Source organism: Enterococcus sp. DIV1304_2, assembly GCF_050555445.1.
In the GTDB taxonomy this organism is placed as follows: domain Bacteria; phylum Bacillota; class Bacilli; order Lactobacillales; family Enterococcaceae; genus Enterococcus_B; species Enterococcus_B pernyi.
The window spans coordinates 13,648-34,075 of the sequence record NZ_CP187855.1 but is presented as its reverse complement, the minus strand read 5'-3'; the positions used below and the strand labels follow the sequence as shown (position 1 = coordinate 34,075).

18 protein-coding genes are annotated in these 20,428 nt (G+C 37.5%); all 18 read left to right on the top strand.

The features are described from left to right. Positions 1 to 3 precede the first annotated feature (3 nt). The 18 genes from IGJ14_RS15250 (at position 4) to IGJ14_RS15165 (ending at position 20,418) form a co-directional block, all read left to right on the top strand. A complete protein-coding gene (locus tag IGJ14_RS15250) occupies positions 4 to 4,368 on the top strand; it encodes a SpaA isopeptide-forming pilin-related protein (RefSeq protein ID WP_430608668.1) in 4,365 nt (1,454 codons plus the stop codon). A gap of 79 nt (positions 4,369 to 4,447) precedes the next feature. Next, entirely contained in the window at positions 4,448 to 5,122 is a 675-nt protein-coding gene (locus IGJ14_RS15245) for a class A sortase (protein WP_410301155.1), read from the top strand. Positions 5,123 to 5,138: 16 nt separating this feature from the next. After that, a complete protein-coding gene (locus IGJ14_RS15240) occupies positions 5,139 to 5,408 on the top strand; it encodes a DUF5415 family protein (RefSeq protein WP_410301154.1) in 270 nt (89 codons plus the stop codon). Continuing rightward, on the top strand, positions 5,405 to 5,677 hold the full coding sequence (locus IGJ14_RS15235) for a hypothetical protein (RefSeq protein ID WP_271523548.1): 273 nt from the start codon (positions 5,405 to 5,407) through the stop codon (positions 5,675 to 5,677). The genes IGJ14_RS15240 and IGJ14_RS15235 overlap by 4 nt, the downstream gene beginning before the upstream one ends. Positions 5,678 to 5,812: 135 nt before the next feature. After that, positions 5,813 to 7,993: a hypothetical protein gene (locus IGJ14_RS15230; RefSeq protein WP_410301153.1), complete on the top strand. Its 2,181-nt coding sequence runs from the start codon at positions 5,813 to 5,815 to the stop codon at positions 7,991 to 7,993. An 82-nt stretch (positions 7,994 to 8,075) separates the two neighbouring features. Next, the gene (locus IGJ14_RS15225; protein ID WP_410301152.1) at positions 8,076 to 10,367 is read left to right on the top strand and encodes a pLS20_p028 family conjugation system transmembrane protein; all 2,292 of its coding nucleotides are present in this window, start codon (positions 8,076 to 8,078) and stop codon (positions 10,365 to 10,367) included. Then, positions 10,357 to 10,668, top strand: a complete 312-nt coding sequence (locus IGJ14_RS15220; RefSeq protein WP_430608643.1) for a DUF5592 family protein — start codon at positions 10,357 to 10,359, stop codon at positions 10,666 to 10,668. The genes IGJ14_RS15225 and IGJ14_RS15220 overlap by 11 nt, the downstream gene beginning before the upstream one ends. Before the next feature lie 4 nt (positions 10,669 to 10,672). Next, complete coding sequence (locus IGJ14_RS15215; RefSeq protein ID WP_430608642.1) at positions 10,673 to 11,239, top strand: hypothetical protein; 567 nt, start codon at positions 10,673 to 10,675, stop codon at positions 11,237 to 11,239. Positions 11,240 to 11,248: 9 nt separating this feature from the next. Next, positions 11,249 to 13,180, top strand: a complete 1,932-nt coding sequence (locus IGJ14_RS15210; protein ID WP_430608607.1) for a VirB4 family type IV secretion system protein — start codon at positions 11,249 to 11,251, stop codon at positions 13,178 to 13,180. Between the two features lie 3 nt (positions 13,181 to 13,183). Continuing rightward, complete coding sequence (locus tag IGJ14_RS15205) at positions 13,184 to 13,399, top strand: hypothetical protein (RefSeq protein ID WP_430608606.1); 216 nt, start codon at positions 13,184 to 13,186, stop codon at positions 13,397 to 13,399. A gap of 50 nt (positions 13,400 to 13,449) precedes the next feature. Further along, entirely contained in the window at positions 13,450 to 14,571 is a 1,122-nt protein-coding gene (locus IGJ14_RS15200) for a lysozyme family protein (RefSeq protein ID WP_410301148.1), read from the top strand. Between the two features lie 12 nt (positions 14,572 to 14,583). Continuing rightward, positions 14,584 to 15,240, top strand: a complete 657-nt coding sequence (locus tag IGJ14_RS15195) for a hypothetical protein (RefSeq protein WP_430608638.1) — start codon at positions 14,584 to 14,586, stop codon at positions 15,238 to 15,240. A gap of 28 nt (positions 15,241 to 15,268) precedes the next feature. Beyond that, positions 15,269 to 15,475, top strand: coding sequence for a hypothetical protein (locus IGJ14_RS15190; RefSeq protein WP_430608636.1), 207 nt, complete (start codon positions 15,269 to 15,271; stop codon positions 15,473 to 15,475). Further along, positions 15,462 to 16,289, top strand: a complete 828-nt coding sequence (locus IGJ14_RS15185) for a hypothetical protein (RefSeq protein WP_430608666.1) — start codon at positions 15,462 to 15,464, stop codon at positions 16,287 to 16,289. The genes IGJ14_RS15190 and IGJ14_RS15185 overlap by 14 nt, the downstream gene beginning before the upstream one ends. Before the next feature lie 819 nt (positions 16,290 to 17,108). Beyond that, positions 17,109 to 17,900: a hypothetical protein gene (locus IGJ14_RS15180; protein ID WP_430608665.1), complete on the top strand. Its 792-nt coding sequence runs from the start codon at positions 17,109 to 17,111 to the stop codon at positions 17,898 to 17,900. Between the two features lie 20 nt (positions 17,901 to 17,920). Then, positions 17,921 to 19,681 carry a type IV secretory system conjugative DNA transfer family protein gene (locus tag IGJ14_RS15175; RefSeq protein ID WP_430608664.1) on the top strand — a complete coding sequence of 587 codons (1,761 nt, stop codon included), beginning with the start codon at positions 17,921 to 17,923 and terminating at the stop codon, positions 19,679 to 19,681. Then, positions 19,626 to 20,090: a CPBP family intramembrane glutamic endopeptidase gene (locus IGJ14_RS15170; RefSeq protein WP_430608663.1), complete on the top strand. Its 465-nt coding sequence runs from the start codon at positions 19,626 to 19,628 to the stop codon at positions 20,088 to 20,090. Before IGJ14_RS15175 ends, IGJ14_RS15170 begins: the two co-directional genes overlap by 56 nt. Before the next feature lie 31 nt (positions 20,091 to 20,121). Continuing rightward, on the top strand, positions 20,122 to 20,418 hold the full coding sequence (locus tag IGJ14_RS15165; protein WP_410301142.1) for a helix-turn-helix domain-containing protein: 297 nt from the start codon (positions 20,122 to 20,124) through the stop codon (positions 20,416 to 20,418). Positions 20,419 to 20,428: the final 10 nt, after the last annotated feature.

Here is a 20,428-nt window from a genome sequence, read left to right as displayed (position 1 = left end):
AAGATGTTTAAAAGAAGCCTTAATATAGTTGCTTTGTTTATAATTATAGGGCAGTTGATTATTGCACCAAACATGGCTATTGCTGATCATATAGAAGAGTTTAAAATAAGCCAAGTGGATGCGAAAGATGAAGAACTTGAACAAGATAAAATTGAATTGAAAAAAGTTCTTAAGAACAACTCAATACTATCAAATACAATAAAACAAGGAACTGTCCAGTCGGAAAATGCGCGAGCAAATGATAGTCCTGAAGAGAGTGAATTGCCTGTTGTTGAAACAATAGGTAATTCGCTTTTTATTTTACCTTCAGGTACTGATGTCCAACCAATTGACCAAGTTGAAGAAGAAATTACTGGTGAGTTCGATGCGAAATATACGTTAGATTATATTCGTGAACATGCTAAGAGCACTACCGAACAAAATGAAATGTTGAAAAAATCAGAAGAATATGCCCGTTTAAAAAGAAATTTTACTCGATCTACAGGGTTTACTATAGAAAATGTTCGTACCATTGAACATCGTGTATGGCGAAATATTCCAAACGGGACCAACTTTTTGCATGATAAGTTCTATATGTTTCGAATAAGAGAAACAGGACAGATTGCTTTTTGTATTGAGGAAGGTGTTCCCATTGTCTTAGGTAGTGGAGCATCGCAAGAAAACGTAACACAAATCATTTCAAATCCACAATTAAGAGAACGATTATCCTTGATTGCTTATTTTGGTTGGTATGGAAATTCAGATAAATCAGATACACAATATGTTGCTGTTCAACAAATGCTTTGGGAAGCATTTGGAGGCGAAACATTGTCCACCACAGTTTCTAATTACGGGACACGTAAACAATCCGTGGAAACAGAAATATCAAAATATAATACTCGACCAAGTTTCCATAATCAAAAAGTAACTGTCAAAGTTGGAGAAACGGTTACAATCAATGATACAAATGGTGTATTTGCAAATTATGCTATGAATAATCTTACGAATACAGCAAATGTAACACTTCGACAAGAAGGTAATAGACTGCATATCACGGCAAACGCCAATTCAAATAAAAATGGTATCGTATCTATTGCAAGAATACCTAATGAGTTTGCTAGTGCTGCATTAGCCTATCGAGTAGGTAACGGACAAAGGGTAAGTGTATTGCATGTTGATGATCCAATAACTGTGAATTTAAATATTGAAGTTTTAAAAGAAGGTCACGCTGAAGTATTAAAAGTGGATGAAGATACTGGAAAACCTTTAGCTAATGCAACGTATCGTTTTACAACTTCAACTGGGCAAACGAAAGAATTAACAACAGGAGCAGATGGAAAGGCACGGTGGGAGAATCTTTTAGTTGATACAAAAGTAACCATCGAAGAGATTCGAGCGCCACATGGCTATATCTTGAATGCACAACCTCAAACCTTAACTATACGAGCGAATGAAACAACCACTCTTCGATTTAATAATAAAGAACAACTCGCAAATCTTACAGTTATTAAAGAAGATGAAGAAACTGGAAACAAACCACAAGGCGCCGCGACACTTTTCGGGGCTAAATACGAATTAACAGATTCAGAAGGCAAATCGATTGCGATATTAACTTTGGAAGATGTTGACGGTCTTTCACAGGCAGAGATTAAAGGACTGAAACTTGGAACGTACTATCTAAAAGAAGTAGAAGCACCTGAAGGGTACAACCTTGATCCAGAAACACACGAAGTTCAGTTGACCTATGCAGGACAGAATGAGACAGTCGCTATTCATAGTAAGACAGTCAACGATCGAGTGATTAAGGGCGGAATCGAAGGCTACAAATTTGGATCAAAAGACTTAACACCGTCAATCATGGGGAATATTCGTTCATTTTTCCGCTTGGGTCAAAAAGAAGAGGAGAAATCATCTAAAACAACGAATCAAGATATTAAACCACCACTTGAAGGAGTTGAGCTAACAGCAACTTCGAAAACAACAGGATTAAAATATACTGCAACGACTGATAAAAAAGGATATTTTCATATTGGAGATTTGCCATATGATACGTATACCGTAGAAGAAACAAAAGGCGCACCTGGCTATTTACTGATTGAACCCTTTGAGGTAACAATCACTGAAGAAGGCTATGTGCATTTTTATTTGTTAGAAGATCGAATCATTGAAGCCCGTTTACGTATCTTAAAAGAAGATGCTGAAACAGGTAAACGAATTCCTTTAGCAGGAACTAGCTTTAAGATTTGGGATCGTTGGGGGAACGATGGTGAAGGTGCCTATGTAAGCATGCGTGAGAATAATTCATTGGAATTGACTGATACGTTTGTTACCAATGATGAAGGAGAAATCGTTACTTCTGAAATGTTGGCATTTGGAGAAGATCGCTATGAATTAAGAGAAATCCGCGCACCAGAAGGGTATATTTTACCAACAGAACCAGTCGTATTTTCAGTAACTGGTGATAATGCGAATGGGGTGATTACACTACATGTTAAAAATGATCCCCAAAAAGGGTTAGCAACTGTCAATAAAAGCGTAGAAACTGCTATTCAAACAAGTGTAAATAATTCTGAATATGGAGAGTATACTCAGTTTGATTTTGATCAATTAAAAGGACAAGGATTCCGATTCAAGATTGAAGCGGCTGAGGACGTTGTGACACCAGACGGAACGGTTCGCTTTAAGCAAGGAGAAACAATTCAATTTGATGGCGAAGATTATATCCTTGAAACCACGGAGGACGGTTCTGCTACTTCACCAGCATTTCTCTATATTGGAAACTACTATCTAGTTGAAATCGGCGCACCTGCAGGCGTAGCGCTGTTAAAAGAACCGGTACCATTTTCGATTGAGTACGCAGGGCAAGAAGTTGAAGTTTCGACTAGTGAAGTCGATGTAGATAATTTCTTACAGGAAATCAATGTTTACGGTCAAAAGGATCAAGAAGTAGTTGTTGATTGGGCAGATGGTCAAGCAGTGATCGATGTCGAAGCAGCGAACAATGGTCAAGTATTTGCCTTGCGATTGGCAAAAGGACTAACAGTCGGAGAGTCTGTTTTAGAAGAGGACACGACGTTGGCTTATACCTTCGTAAAAGAGGGTGTAATTGCGTTTGAAGGCTTGAAATTACCAAATCAGACGATTCAAATGTACCTTCAAGAAGTAGATGCAGGTTCTGATCATGTATTGAATGAAGCAAAATACTTCTTCACTTATGAGCCAGAAACGAATGAACAAACACATGATATTCATGTTTCAGCTAAGCAAACGGAAATGGAAGAATCGGAAGAAGATCCGGAACAGCCAAATGAAGAAGAACCAGCTGAAGAAGACGAAAACAATGAAGAAACAGATACAGAAGCTGATCAAGAAAACGAAAATGATTTAGAAAATCCAGAAGCAGACACTGATGTCTCTGAAGAGCAAGACAACGAGTTAAATGAGACTGGAGAAGCAGAACAAGAAGACGCTGAAGAAGAAACTGATTCGATATTAAACAAACTGGCACGTGCCAATGTAAAGGTGATCAAAACGGACGGCATGGATCAAAAAGCATTACAAGGTGTTGAATTCGATTTGATTCGTATTGGGGAGTTCAAACCAATCGACTCAGAACCAGAAGACGAAACAACTGAAGGTGAAGAGGAACAATCCCCAGAAGAAGATGGTACTGAAGAATCTGATACAGAAACTCCAGAAACGTTCACAGACGGCGTAGGAGATACAGAAGAAACACGGACAGTAATTGGAACCTATGTCACAGATGAAAATGGTGAAATTACCATTGAAGATCTACCTACCGGCCAATATGTACTAGTCGAAACAAAACCACTTGAGTGGTACCACGAAAATGACGAAGAGTACGATTTTGAGATTTCAGCTGACAATAATGGTGAAACTATTATTTTTGAAGTTGAAAACAACCGCTTGGATCTTGAGATCGAAACACTTTTTGCAGAAACTGAAACTGGTTCAAAAGTGGTCGATCCAACCGTTGATAACAAATTGACGGATTACGCTTGGACTTTGGGTGGAAAAGAAGGACATGAATACTTTGTCGTGACGCAATTTATTAATGGAGCGACTGGGGAAGTAGTCGATAAAGGTATTTCTTCCTTTGTTTCAACAGGAGAAGAAGAACAGGAACTTCTCTTTGATGTAATGATTCCAGCGAACACGATGAATGACGGAGACGAGTTGGTAGCTACTCACATGGTATATAGTGATGAAGAGCTAACAGACCTGGTGAGTGATCACTTTGATTTAAAAAATAAAGAACAAACTGTTGGTTTCGTAAAACCAACTGAAGAAGCACCTGCAATTCCACAAGCAGGCAGTGTAACTACAGGGACATGGATTCAAGAAGCATTTTCAACGTTATTCAAATAAAATACTTGATTTTAAGGTAAAGCTGATTATCAGTTTTACCTTTTTCAATTAGGAGGTGAGCGATGTTAATAAGAAAAAAGTGATCAAAATCGGACGATCGAGAGCAAAAAGGAAGAAACGAATTCTAATAGCCGCAGGGTCTGCTAGTGTCTTTCTTTTTGTGTCTATTTTCTTCTTGCTTGGATATTTACAGCAACGATCGTTTGAAAAAAGTATTGCAGAAATACAGGTTGAAGCGTTGACAGCGATGGAAAGCAAAGACGAGATCAAGCCTAGACCTGCAGATTATTCGGGTATGGATGTAGAGACACTAGAACCAAGAACATTGAATGTAAATGTTCAAAATCAAATTTCTAGATTTGGTGTTGGAATGATTGAAATTCCTTCAATTGATTTGAAATTACCAGTACTGGAAGGAATCACTCAAGCAAATATTAGCGTTGGCGTTGGTACGGTAAAACCGAATCAAGCAATCGGAAAAGGGAATTTTGCTTTATTAGGACACTATATGACGAATAGCGGACTACTGCTAGGCGGATTGAAACAAGTCTCCATAGGTGACGAGATCCACTTAACGTATTTTGACAAGCAAGCGACGTATAGAGTCATTGAGAGCAAAGTCATACACCAATCGGAAGGGGAATACATGTTAGATAATCCGGAAGATCCACACTATTTAACTTTGTTGACGTGTGACGGTAGCCGAGTGGAAACAGATTATCGATTAATGGTTCGTGCTGAACCGATTGAGTAAATAAGGAGTGATAAATATGGCCGCAAAAAAAACAAGTCTGATTGTAGAATCCGCAAAGGAACTATTAGAAGAAAAAGGCATGAACTTTAATCAGTGGAAAAAAGAAATCGTAACAACGAAAAAACTAGAGATTATGGAAGGAAAAAATCTCCAGTGGGAACATTCAATTGTTGAAGAAGCCGCATTAGAAGTGATCACCACAGATTTAAAAGAACGTCGAAAAAAAGGAAACAACACTAAAGAAATAAACAAAAATATAGAACAAGAAGGAGTCGAATATACATGAAATCAACAGTTTTAAGCCTTGTCGTATTACCTCAGAACGATTTAATCTCAAATTTGGTCAACTCTCTAAATTCAGTCGTCTCAGCAGCGCAGACATTAGCCCCAGCAGTAGCGGCCGTGATCGCAATAGCAGCCATGTTTATGTACATGTACTCTGATAAATTTGCTGATGTCGCTAAAACGAAGCTGTTCAAAATCTTTGTTAGTGTGGGTGTTATCGCAGGAATCACTACTGTTATTAACTGGATGACAAGTACAGCTAGATTCTAAAAGTAAACCGGCTAAGTGTTTAACTTAGCTGGTTTATTTAAATTATTAGCAAGTACAGGAAAGAAAGGAGAAAAAATGTATTTACTAAAGTTTGTTAAGGTACCTAAGACAATAAAAAAACAGAAAGTACTCCCGTTGAAAAAATGGCTATATCTGCCTCAAGCGCAAGATTTGTATTTCCAAGTTATTGAAGAAGAGGGCTATGAAGGTGAAATGACCCTTTTGGTACAGAATCAAGATAACTTACAAGAGATTCAATTTGATATCTCGTATGAAGAAGGGTACACCTTATCGGATTTGATTAGCCAGGACTTAATCAGGGAAATTCGAAACACAGCTGATGAAAATCTACGTATTTCTTTAGAAATTATGGAAAACGAGATCAACTTATCATTTTCTGAACCTATTACAATAGAATCAACGGATACAGAAGTAACAAAGAGTAACTTTTTCTCAACAATTAGCTCAAAACTTCCGTTTAAGAAAAAAGAAGATGTAACGGAAGAAACTACTGAAGAAGAACAATCTGAAGTGGTGAATGAAATAATAGAAGTAGAGGAATCAAGTTACGTACCAGATTATGAAGAGGGCGAGGAAACAGAAAAGGACCTCTTGCTACAACCAGTGGAAGAAACTGAAGATTCGAAAGTTAATAAAAAAGCACCAGTTGATAAAAAAGTGGAAACTGATTCTCAAGAAGAAACCAAACCCCAACTTCCTTCTTTGCAGGAATACGTATCGATTGAACAAGTGCCTATTATTCAAGAACTAGATCAGCTAATCGATCAGATGGATGGACGTATTAAGAATGGTGTATCCCACGTATTATCGGAATTCAATTTGACGGAACCGGCAACATTTATTGAAAAGAAGCAAAAAGAATTTATTGAAAAATCTTTTACAAAAGATTTTTATTCGTCACTCATTTCTAGCTTGGTAGAGACGAAAAGTAATTTATTAAATACGGCTATCTTAACGTTGACCGAACAGTATGAACGGCAGGTAAATCAAAATGATCCGTCAGTACTAAAAAAAGAGATCGACGTCATTAAAGCGAATATCGAAAGTCACTGGCAACAAGAGCTGACTAAAAGAATCCAAACGATTTCGGGAAGACACAAGCAAACAATCGATCAACTAAGAGTGAAACAAGAGAAAGAACTTGCACAATTGAAATTAAAACACAGCCAAGAAATGACTAGTGTTAACAACAACTATGCGACTGAAAAAATGCAACTTGAAAATGAGATTCAAGAAAAAATCGAACAAGAAGCACAGATAAATATTCAGAAGTTTAAAAAGAAAGCGACTCAAAAAATCGAGATGGAAAATCTTCAAGCTTTAGAAACGTTCAAGATCGCTCAATTTGAGAGCATGCGTCAGGTCGTGACAGAAACCTTGACGAATGCTAAGCAGAATGAAGGGAATTATCTAAATGCGCTTAAAAAACGCTTAGAAGACGAACAACCAAGGTTTGAACAAAAGTATCAACGATGGTTAGAAATGCAGCGGGAAGAGGAAATAAATAGAAAGGAAAACGAAGAGTTAAAACTTAAAGCGCGTGAAATTGAGGTTCAAGAGAAGAAAGTTGCATTGGAAGAAAAGGCGATCCGAGAAACCGTGGATACCACCAAACGTATGGAAAAACAAAACCATGATCTTCTTGTTGCGCAACAAGCCCAACTACTTGAAACAATAAAAGCTTTTCAGATAAATCCTCCGGCTACTGGTCCTCAACCAACAGAACCTAGTTCAACTCAGCAACCAAAAAATACTTGGTGGAAAGGATTCTTTGTCGCTACGGTTACTTTTGTAACGATTGGTGGCATTGGCACCTTACTATATACGATTCATAATGTCTATGCTGCTCAAGAACAAACGACACAAGTGATTCAAAAACAGACCAGCGAAATGGAGAAACGCTTAATGGGAGTAATAGAAAATCGATCAATTCAGACTACACAAAGTACAGCCGAAACAACGCCACAAACGTTTGAAGATTATTTGATTGAAAACCAGTACTTAGAAGCTGCAGAAACGTTCCCAGAGAAGAAAAAAGACATTGTCGATTATTTACTTGCGCAAGGAGATAAAAGCCATCTGAACGAATACCTAGAGGTGTATCCGATCACTGACAAGTTACAGTTGTTAGAGGTGGCTATTCTGAACGGTGACAGTGAAGCGATTTTTGAGCGTTATAAAGAAAATGATCTGGATACACTCAAAAAACTACCAGCTGTTCAAAAAGAAAAGTTAGCATTGGTTTTATACCAAGAAAACCTTCCAGTAGAAGCGAATTTACTATTAAAAGATTAGACAAATCAATCGTTTAAAAAAAAGCAATCTAACTATAGACTGCTTTTTTTGTTGTCTTTTCACTTGAAAAAGGAGAGAAGGAATGGAAAAACAAGCTTTAGAATTTCTACTTCGATATTCTGATTGGGTCAAAGACGCAGGATTTTTTAGTTCTATTTGGCATATGTTCACCATGTGGGTAATTAAAATATCCTATCACATTGCACTTTATACGGAAAAAGTTATCGATCAGATATTTAAAATTACGGGCTTTCTTGACGAGGGGATGATTGGGACCGTTTATACCAGTATGCGGATTTTAGCCGCTTCTGTATTGACGGTGACACTCCTTTATATCGTCTACAAATACATGTTTAGCGATCGAGTGGATCTGAAAGGTAGTCTTCTTCGTGGGATTATTTTCCTTAATTTGATTATCTATCTGCCTGGACTGATGAATTCCGCTATGAATGTAACGAAAGCAACCTTTGATGCCTCAAAAGACTTGCACGGTACCGGATCAAGCTTATCCTATAATATCGTACAAAGTAACATGGCCGATCTCACCTACTTATCAAGAAATGGCTTTGAGCTACTTGATAGTAGCAATACAAATGACCGGACAATGAATTTATCGGAAAATGCGTTCAAAAATGCCGATTTAACAGAAATGATTTTACCTAATGATATCGGAGATTTAAAGAAAACAGCCAGTAATGAAGAAAATACAGAAGCTTTAGGCTACCAAATCAAGGTAGCTGATGATGGATCACTTTATGCGGACAAAATCAAAAACGGGTGGTTTTCAACGTTTGATAACGGAAAATTCCGGTTTAGTGCCGACACAGCAACGATTTTGATTTCTTTGTGGACCATGACATTTGTTTATCTTTGTTCGGGGTTTACCATCGGTGCAGCGATTTTGGAGTTGGTTTTTGCTCGGATTCTATTCCCAGTTTTGGCAGCCATGGATATTGAAACAGGTCAAAAAGTGAAAAGGATTTTTGAAGATATGGGCAATACGTTTGTAACGATCATGCTGACCGGTTTTTCAATCAGTTTGTTTTCGATTTACTTCACGTATCTTGCCACATTGAACCTAAATATAGTTGCTTATGCCATTTTATGCCTTGTGGGCGTGTCTATGGCAATGACTGGACCACGAACATTCGGAAAATATTTAGGTGTGGATACTAGCGCTCGAAGCGGGTTTAAATCAATTGTGGGTGGATACTATGGGGCGAAAGCAGCCATGGGAATTGGAAAATCTGCAGTTGGTTTAGGCGAAGCAGCGTTACATGCACCTGAAACAATGCGTGCTACAGGGGGGAAAATCAAAAATGGTGTCTCCAATAAACTAGATAGCGATAAGAAAATGATGAGTAATATGGGTAAAGCCAAGGATCATATCGACGACAAGTTGGATGATAAAGTCGATGAAATCTTTGATAATCCACCAACAACGCTAGAAAATATTAGTCCAATTTCAGAAGATCAGTACGAAAAAGAAAATCTAAATCAATCGATCGATGGACAAGAAAATTCAACAGATGAAGATACAAAGAATACCGATAAAAATAATGGTGAGCTTGATAAAGACGGAAAAGAAATCATAGCTGAAGCAGATAATAGTACTCACCAAGACCACAATAAAGTACAAGATTCAGCTGACGAGAAATCTGTTTCTGACAGTGAACTGAACACTGAAGGACATGATTTGTCTGAAAATCCTAACGCTCAAGGAGAAGAGACAGACGAAAATGGAAAAGTGATCATTCAAGATTCTTCCAATAATGAGGATAAAACGGTAAATGACGCTTCAGCTATCGAAACGAAAGGTTCAGGTCAACGTTCAGAAGACTTGAAAAATGAAGAGTCAGTGAATAACGCAACCTTAGATGGCTCAGAAGGAAATAGTGAATCTGATTCCCAAAATAAAATGAATTCAACAGTTGAAAACCCAGATAAGAAAAAGGTTGACCAGGGTTCAGAAGAAGCACCAAAGAAAAATCCTACAGAAGTGGATACCCCTCCAGTCACACAAAACGAAGGCGATTCTTCTCAAAAACAAATCGTACAATCTGAACAGCCAACCACGGCTAGAAAAGAAGATAACGTTGCAGGAAATAGTTCTGAAACGGTTTCTAAAACCACGAAATCGACAAATAGTGATCAAGGTTCACTAAGGAAAGAGAAAGAAGCAACGAAGCTCTCAGAAACCTTAGAATCAACAGATAGAACAAGTTATAAGGAATCTGAAGCCAAACCAATTTGGGAAGAAAAGAAACAAAGTGACACGCGATTTGCAAGTGCAAATGACACTCTAAAGAATATGAATGCAGAAGACTATTTACCACCAAGAAATAATGACCGAGGTGATAGAAGTGGCGAATAAATATCAACATATGAAAATCCAGAAAAACATTAAGCAAGAAGTTCGTTTGAAAGCTTTCTACTTTTTGGATCTTGCTTTGATTCTAGGACTGTGTGGTGGCATGTTTTATCTTCAAGACTATATTCAACTACCCATCGGGCATTTCATTGTTATTGAGTGCTTGCTGTTTGCATTAGGGATATTCTTGTGTGCAAAACCAAGCAGTAACGGAGGACACAGAAACCTATACACTCTTTATTGTCTGCTTAAAATGGATCGAACTATTTACGGTACACAGAGCTATAAGAAAGGAGTAAATTAGTTTAATGGCAAAGATAAAACAAGGAAAAAGTCAGAAAAAGCGTCCCCTTAAAAAAGGGGAGCTTCCTTCTGTTCAAGAAGTAATCCCTATCAAGCGAATGGATCAAAATGACGTGGTGAAAAACGACGATAGCTTTTTTGCTTTCCTAAAAATTTCTACTCAAGATATCAACGGACTAAGTGCAGAAGAGCAACAGCAAGCACAGTCTCAATTGGAAAATCTTTCTCGGATCTATGACGATGACATGAGTATTTTATCCATGATGTTTCCTACGAACATTGATTCCAACTTGGTTTTTTGGAATAAAAAGTTGATGCAAGCAAGGAATCGACAAAACATGGCGCAATTGATGATTTGTCGAGAACAGATCCAGCGTCTCCTATGGGTAGAAATGGAACTATCCAATTTAGAGTTTTACTGCATGGTCTATGGAAAAACAAAAAAAGAAATTGTTTTAGCCAAAACGTTACTGAAACGTTCCGGTGGATCACTATTTAGAATTAAGGATGTTAATGCAGGGCAGACAGAAAAAATTCTTACCAAACTGTTCAATATGAATACAGCGATTTAGGAGGAAATTATGCTATCAAAAAAAGAAGTATTAGATCTAGAAAAAAAAGGCTATGACTTAGATTTTATTTCTAGAATTCAGCCACAGGGTGGATTTAAGCCGACTGAAGACAAAATTATCGCTGGTGACGGTGTCTATGCGACGTTACACGTCTATGAGCTTCCGAAAAATCCAGTTCCTTTTTGGCTTACCGCACTCATGGGGAATCGTAATACAGTAACAAAGGTTGATATTGCTCCTTTAGAAAAAGAACGAGCATTAAAGGATATTAACAATTCTTTGAATGAATATCGGGAACAAGCGTCAGAAGGACGTACACAAACTGATAGAAACGACGCCGCAGCTGAGTATCGATCGCTAGAGCGATATGCTTCAGAAATAAAGCAAGGAGGGGAGGTAACGAAATTAATCGATATCAGGATCTATTTGGTTGCTGATACGCAAGAGGAACTAGACAAAGAATTTACTACTCTTCGAAAATCACTCAAAGCTTCAGACTACAAAGTAGTAGCATTTATCGGAAAAGCGCTAACCGAATGGCTTGCCTTTTCCCAGAGTTATACCGAGCAACAGAAGATTTCAGGTGCAAGAGCAGGTCTTACCGTCGGTACAACAGCAATCGGGGGAAGTTATCCATTCAATCATAAATATCTTGTCGATCCCAGAGGGCAATATTTAGGACAAACAGATACGGGTGGCCCCTTCATTTATGATCCTTTTTACGTGACTAACGTACGTAAATCCTTTAGCTCCATGCTTTTAGGAAAACCAGGAATGGGAAAGTCAACCCTCCTCAAGTTGATTGAAGAAGGGCTATTTGGGAGAAATACGTGTATACGTGGATTCGAAAAAAATGGTGACTGGAAAAAGACAATCGGACATCAGAAGGGCAGAATTGTTGATTTGTCAGGAAGAGGTGGCATGTTAAATCCCCTTGAACCATTGGCTACAATTACAGATGAAACTGGAATGAAGATCGATCAGCTAAATAGCTATCTGCAACATCGAGCGAAATTCTTTAATCAAATTCGCTTCTTGAATCCGCTAATGCGTTCGGTAGATGTACTTGATTTTGGAAAAATTCTTGACGCTTTTTACATTGAAAAAGGACTATTGCCGAACGATTATATGACGGAAGAAAACCAAAAGAAAATTAATATCATTGGTTTAGATCCCAAGCAATACCCCATCATGAGTGAATTTAATGTCTTTCTAAACCAATATGTGAATAATGGCTATAAAGATCGAGTGACAAGTGTAAAAATGGTCGAAATGGAAAACTTTTTATCCGTTATTGACTCAATGACCAATCAATACGGCTCAATATTCAATGGGACAACCTCATTTAAGAATCTTAATGATGAGCAGGTATTGTTTTTCGATATTGAAACGATCGGTCACTTTGATACAGAAATCTACAAATGCCTATTATTTACGGCTATGAATATTGTTTGGAATCAAGCATTGAACAACGGGCGAAGACAAAAAATCGCACTGGCGAACAATGAGATCGAGATCGATGATGTCGTTTTCTTTGCTTTCTTTTTGGATGAATGTCAGGAGATTCTTAGTCCAGACACTGTATTCGTCGTTAAGCAAGTTGTAAAGTTCTTAAAAGAAATGCGAAAATTCTCAGCTGGTGCCTTCTTTGCGACACAATCGCCACAAGAATTACTTCCTGAAAATTCTTCTGATGATTATATTTCAAAAATCAAACAGGTATTTGAATTGTGTTCAAGTAAGTTCTTCTTAGGGTTAGATGCTTCTGTAGCTGGAACGATGAAAAAAGCAATGGGCAGTCTTTTAACAGAAGGACAATACAATGATTTATCATTGATGGAACAAGGGGAAGTATTTATCAACTTAGGTGGAGCTAATAACTATAAAATCACGACAGATCCTGATGAAAAACAATTGATACGATTTGCTGGAGGACATTAAGTTATGAAAGAAAAAGGAAAAAGCACTAATCAGTTAAATGAGTTTACTTTTAATTCTATTGATGAAATCAATCAATTTGGTCTAACAGTTCCAAAAAAACACTCAAAAAAGGTTGATAAAATATTTAAAACTCAGGAAAAAATAATTTTTGATTTTGGTATGATGCACTTTCAAACAGCAGAGGGCATCTATTTGTGTGAAGCAATTCCAATCCAGTAGTAGATCCTATCAACTAATTAATGGATTACAGTGAAGGACAGGAGGGCATTGTGTTTAGGAAAATTTTACGAGTTATAACTGGTGAAGCAACGAAAAGAGAAAAAGTAATGCTCGCACTAAAGACTTTCGGAAGTTTGTTTTTTACGACCGGTGGTCTTTTTTTAGTGTTTATCTTTGTGTCGGTCACTATGATTATCTCCATGACCAATTCGACGAAAGACGAAGGGGTAGGGAGTATTCAAAATATTCCGGCGGATGTATTGAAGTGGGAGTCCTACTTTGTAAAAGAAGCACAAAAATACGACATTGTGGATCACGTACCAATACTCATGGCCATCACGACTGTAGAAACGGGCGGACGTTTGCCAGACATCATGCAATCTTCAGAGAGTGCAGGATTGCCGATGAACACAATCGATAATGAACCGGATTCTATCGCTCAAGGAGTGAAACACTATGCAAGTGCCTTACAGCTAGCAGAAGCCGTAGACACAGATAAATGGGCAGTTGTTCAAGCCTATAACTTCGGTACAAGCTATATCGGCTATGTGTCGCAACGAGGGAAAAAACATACGATCGATTTAGCAGAAGCGTACTCAAGAGACGTGGTAGCTCCTTCTTTAGGCAATGTTTTAGGTAATACGTACCGCTATGTAAATGCTGTTTCAGAAACGAATGGACGCCCTTACTTATATTGGAACGGCGGAAATTTCCATTACGTTGATTTAGTCAGACAGTATCTAAGCCAGGGAGAAGTTGGTAGCAACGAAGGATTTATTTTGCCATTGAGTCCACCGCAGATAACTTCATGGTTCGGCACGCGTGTCTTAGGTGGAGTGCAAGAATTCCATCGAGGAATTGACTTTGGTCATCCGCAAGGAACACCGATAAAGGCAATAGCTGACGGTGTCGTCATTGCGTCTGAATATCATTACTCCTGGGGGAATTACGTCCGGATTGAACATGCTAACGGCTACTGTAGTTTGTATGCACACAATGTTTCAAACAACGTAAAAGTTGGTGATCAAGTGAAACAAGGTGACATTATCGGTCATGTAGGAAACACAGGAAATAGCTTCGGCGCTCACCTCCATTTAGAAATTTCAACGTCAAGAGATTTATCGATCGCAAGCTTATTAGACCCAGCAGAGGTTCTGGGAATCAGTCAATGAAAGGAAAATAAAATGAAAGAAAACGAGAAAAAGGTGGTAGGAATCGGAATAGGTGTAGGAGTAGTTATTCTAGCAATATTGGCTATGACAGGGTTTTTCAACACGAATAATGAAGAAGATACGAGTACTGTTGAGAGTAACACAGGAGAAACAATTTCTTCCATAGCGCAACCCCAAACTACAGAAGATAGCACCCAAGAATCCTTACTAGAAGAAATACTAGGGGAAGAAAAAACAGAAGAATCAACAACTGAAAGTTTAGAAGTGATCCCAGAAGCAGATGTCGATAATGCGTATATCGAGTGGCAACAAAAGTCACAATATGAACGAGAAATGAAAAAAGTGAACGAGGCATTCATTGCTGCTTATTATGGAAATTTAAAACCCAAAGAACGAAATGCCAAGCTGAAAGAGCTAGTCACAGAATCGGTTTTTGAGGAAGAAGAAATTCCTGAAAGTGGCCAAGTATTCCAACCATACATTGAAGATTTAGAAACTGAATCGATCGTTCAAACGGTTGATCATATCCAAGGAACAATAATCAATATACTTTCAATGAAAGTCGATAATGTCCCACAAAAAATGCTTGTTACAGTTTCAATGGTTCAATCAGATGGGTGGGTAATTGATCAAGTAGGGTTCCAAATTATTCTTTCTAGTCAAGAGTAAGAACACAGAATAGAGAGGGAAAAGTGCAATGGAATTAAATGATATCGTCATTGTTTCAGATGAATTTGAAACAACGAACGGAGATTTATTTGGACAAATTGGATGCGTTACAAGCATAAAAAAGGAAAAAAATTATCCGATAACGGTCACTTTTTTTCAAACAAGTGACAGTGAAATATTTCATGAATCGGAATTAACTATACTGAATAAGGGGGATAGTAATGGAGGAAATTAAACGATTTAAACAAAAATATTTTGGTACAAAAAGCCAAGTATATTTCAAAACGCTGTTTGTTTTTCTCCTTTCCATAGTCGTAGTTTTTGTTCATGGCATGGCACAAAAATCTGATTTAGACTACCAAGAAGTTGAATTATTTGAAGAGCATTTGGTTCAACAAGGCACCTTGTCAGTTGTTAAAAAGGTGTTCAATGAAGAAGAAAATAGTTTCCGTATGGACTTATTTTTTGAACCAACGTCCCAATCAGTCGATGATTTGCAACGAAAAATTGAAGCTGATTTGGTGACAGATAAGAATCCAGAGGAACAAATAAAGGTAAAAGTTATTCCTGTTACGAGTCGCTATTTTGTCTTAATGGCAGAAGGAATTGAACCAGATACAACAACTGTAAGGTTGGATATTTCTTACTATGCAACCCAAGAAATGAATCAATCCTTGAGATTTTATGCCTCAAAAGAGGAATCTAAGATGGAAAATGAGTCACTTTTAAATGTGGAAGAAAACAAATTACAAATCGATTCAATTCAAAATGATATACGTATTCAGACGAAAATAATCGATGAAAGTGAAAAAAATAGTCAAATAATTAATCAAGATATTGCCCATCGTTTAGATCAATATGAACAACTAACGGAAGAAAAAAGATTCCAAGTCGGCAGTGTTTTACAGGAAACGGAAGGGAAAATTTTGGCGATAAAAAGTACTATTTCAAATCTAAATGAGCAATTAGAAACAGAAAATGAACTGAGAAGTGAGGCAACAGAACGTATTAAGTTGCTTGAAAAAAGAATTGAAGAAATTCAAAAGTAAGTGTCCCATTTCCTTGACCCATTATCCCTTTATTGTAAGAGGTCCTATATAGGGTCTGGTCTTGGGTCCGGTATCTGTTTTGTGGTGTTTTGAGGGTCCGGTCTTGGGTCTTTGCCATGGACCCGCTGCCCGCCCCCGCAAATTATGCAAAACGTTGTTATACCGCCTTTGTTGGGTGTGGGGGGTTCTCGCTCTTCGATCGAGAACCCCCCACACCCAACAATAATAAAATTTTGCAAATTTGATTACCGGCAACATGGTATAACAAAGCATATTTGCGGGGGCGGGCAGCTAAGATAAGAGAACATATAAAGAGTAAAAAATTAAAATAAATAGGATGGGAAAAATAAAAAATGGGTGTGGAAGAGAGAAAAATAAAGGGATAAGGTCAAGGTCAAAAGATCAACCCCCTACCCCCAGTCTTGGGGGTCTCGAACTAACTCCCTCCGCCCTCTTTCAATCGTTGAAAGAGGGAACTTACAACTACCCCTAGCGCCAACGTCCCTTCACCAAATCTTGAAGGGGCTGTCTTAAAACCATAAAACCAAAAGAGATCGTCCGACTGACATTTAGATTGGCAAGTTATCTCGCTCGATTCATAAACCTGAATGAGATCTTATGACTGATAATTGGATTTGAGTACGAGTTTTAATTCGAACCGTACCCCTAAAAGAGCGCAGGTAGCTAAGTTTCAGTATGAGTAGAAATATGGTTCGAAAATAAAGTAGCGGAACCTCATTGCTAGCTCAATGATTTCCGCACAAAGGGAGAGAATAGTTTCACTATTTTCTTTTTTTATTGGAAAGGTGAGGAAAGTATATGCAGTTGAATAATCGACTTGAATTAACTGAAAGAGATTTGATGATTCTTGAAGTTGTCAATCGATGGAGGATTGCGCAACCGAAACATTTTTGTTCGTTACTAGGTTTTCCGTCTATTGAATATGTTCGTAAAAGAATTCGCAAGTTAGAATTAAATGGTTATTTGAAACGAGACTTGCGTCAAGGAAGGGAAGCACAAATATACTCGTTAGGTACTAAAGGCAAGGAGGTTCTTGAAATATCTGGGCTTGGAAAAGTAAGTGACGCAACCGTTCGACATGAGTTGGGTGTTTTAACATGTACTTGCTTTTTACGAGAGTATTTTCCAGAAGCCAAATTAGACTACCATTCTATCATTACCGATCGTGACTTTAGAACCTATGAGTATAAAAAAAATAATTATGGTGGTTACAAAAAAATGACTCGAAAAGGTGACCTAACTTTTAAGGTCGGAAATGATTGGTGGATAGTTGAATACGAAAAAGAAAAGAAAGAGGCCTTTCGAGTACAAACAAATGTTAGTGCAAATAAAAATCGTGCGTATGGTCAAATTTGGATTTATCCTAAAATGAAATCTTTAATTTACAACAGATTAGTAGAAGCCAAAGAATATGTTGGAATTGATGATGCTCAATTTAAATTGCTCACTTTTGAAGAGGTTGAGAAGGTTTTAGAAAGACCATCTAAGCGTCTTGCGACTCTTTCTACTACACCTATTGATGCACTCATTGAGGAGTTCTATTCTTATTCTGAACACAGGGAAATGGACTTGTTCCATACCCCTTATTAAATGAAAAGAAAGGTGAATGTATGTATCAAGATGTCGTTTTTGTTTGGCGAAGCCGATTATCAAAAGCAGGTATCGTCTTATGTTGTCTAGGAATATTTCTTTTTCCATTACCAGGATCACTTGCTTTGCTGTCGTATTTAATTCTTCAGGAATACTATGAAAAAAAGTCGTCAAAATTGATGATACTTACCTTGGGATTTTTCCTTCTTGTGGTAAGTGTTTTTTATTTGAATCAGAAACAAATGGGGCGAAGTTCAATCGGCTTGTTGAGTCTAATCTATACCCAACTTATTGCAAATCAAGATGGTTTTGCAAGCATGATCACACACGTTACAGCTGATGGATATTTTCGAGAACATTTTATACCAACAACGATTCAATGGATTTTGGGAATCAATTTGTTTGGCTGGGGTGTAGGAACGATGGTAGTAAGTACAGGCTTACTATTACAAAAAAGTTCTTCAGAAATTCTCATGGATGAAACAGTTAAGCAGGAAACACGAAGAGAAGTTATGTTAAATAGTCGAGGAGGGATCAACTTTAATGATAAGGGACACGTTGGTGCTTTTGGATCTACTCGTACAGGGAAGACCGCTACTGTTTTGCATTATATCGAACAGTCTATTCGTGAAGGACAATTTACCGTTGTTATCGACGGTAAAGGGGGGACTTCAGACTACGATTTGAATATAGTCACCGAAAAATTGGCTAAAAAATATAACCGAAAGCTATATGTGATTAACCAATCAGAGATTTCAAAAACGAATCCGTACAATCCGTTTAAAGGCATAACGGAGACAGAATTAAAAGATTTACTGTCTAGTTTAACCGAGTGGTCCGAAGAGCATTATCGAATTCAAGCACTTACCTATTGGCAAGTGATGGGACGTGTGATGCGAGCGGCTGAAATTCAGTTTAGCTTTCAAAGTATTATTAAGTATTCTGATCCGTCAAACTTTAAAAACTTAATTGAGGGGCTGTTTGGGAAAGAGATTATTTCCAAGGAATTATACAGTAGAGCGAAGCAAGTACTTGCCTCTTGTAAAGATACTGTTGTTCAAGCAATCGGTCGATTAGCTATTTTTAATGATGGAGATGGCCGTTATCTTTTTGGACAAGATGGGTTTACTTTACGCCAGGCATATGAGGAAGGCGCAGTCGTTGTCGTGTACTTAAATGAATTCAAATACAGTGATTTCGCACGAAGCTTAGGAAAGTTGGTAGTCGCAGAGTACAAGCTCTTTTTGAGTCAAAAAGCTGAAAGAGACGACCAAACAGAAGCCTTATTGGTGATGGACGAATTGGGCGTTTATGTTGATGAATCCTTTGAAGCCTTACTGAATAGAACCGCATCCTTTAGCGTAAAAACCATTGTAGCTATGCAAGTAATCGCTGATGTAAATAAAGTATCAGAAGAGTTAACAAAACAGATTCTTGGTAATTTAACAAATTTTGTCATTCTACGGACAGATGATGATACGGCAAATGAACTATCAAAATTCATTGGAACAGAAAAGCAAGTGAAACAAACGAGTCGAAGCAATGAGGAGGGAAATACCGGAGAAAGTTCAAATAATGTGGTAGATGAATTTGTGATCAACCCGAACAAAATCAAGCGTCTTCCTAATCTTCATGGCTATTATTACTCCCACAATCGCCCAGGAGAACCCTCGAAGTTTGTTACAACTTTTGTAAAAACCGGAAAGGAGAAAAAAATTAGCAAAAATGAACCTAGAGTCCATAAAAAAAAGCCTGAAAGAATTGTCCTTTCAAAAAAATAATATGAATTGGGGCTTGTTTATTGTTAGCTTGTGTTTATTAGTTGGTACATCGTGGATTACAACGTATGCGGGAAATCAATTGTTGGAGGTACCTCCTTTTGAGAATATAGCGCGAACAGCAAGTTTATTCAACGTAATTGGAAGTCTAACTTTGGTGCCAGTGATAGAAGAACTGATTTTCAGGAAATATCTAGTCTCACTGCTACAAAGATTTTTTTCTTGGAAAATAAGTGTGGGAATTTCTAGTATGATTTTTGCCATTCTTCATTGGCAAAAGAACTTTTTCCCCTTTTTAATCAATGGTCTCATTTATTCATTTACAATGAAAAAAAGTGGAACGATCGTCATGCCAATAATGCTGCATATGAGTTATAACTTTGTGGCAGTGATTTCACAATACATTCAATAATATGTATCAATACTATGGAGGTATAGATAAGTTGAAAGAAACAAAAGGAACATTGATCAGTCAAAGACTTGCTCAATTAAGGAAGGAAAGATTTTTAACCCTTGATGATGTGAGTAATATTTTTGAGCCACCGGTCAGTAAAGGAACAGTAAGCAATTGGGAAAATGGCCACCAATATCCTAGTAACAAAAGAATTGTAGCTTTATGTGATTTTTACGATGTAAGTATTGATTATCTTTATGGTCGAACAGAGGATCGAAACTTTACTAATGAAAATAATAAAAGAAACTCGCTAGAGGTACGATATAGTAAAAATGGATTTGATTGATAACACAGAT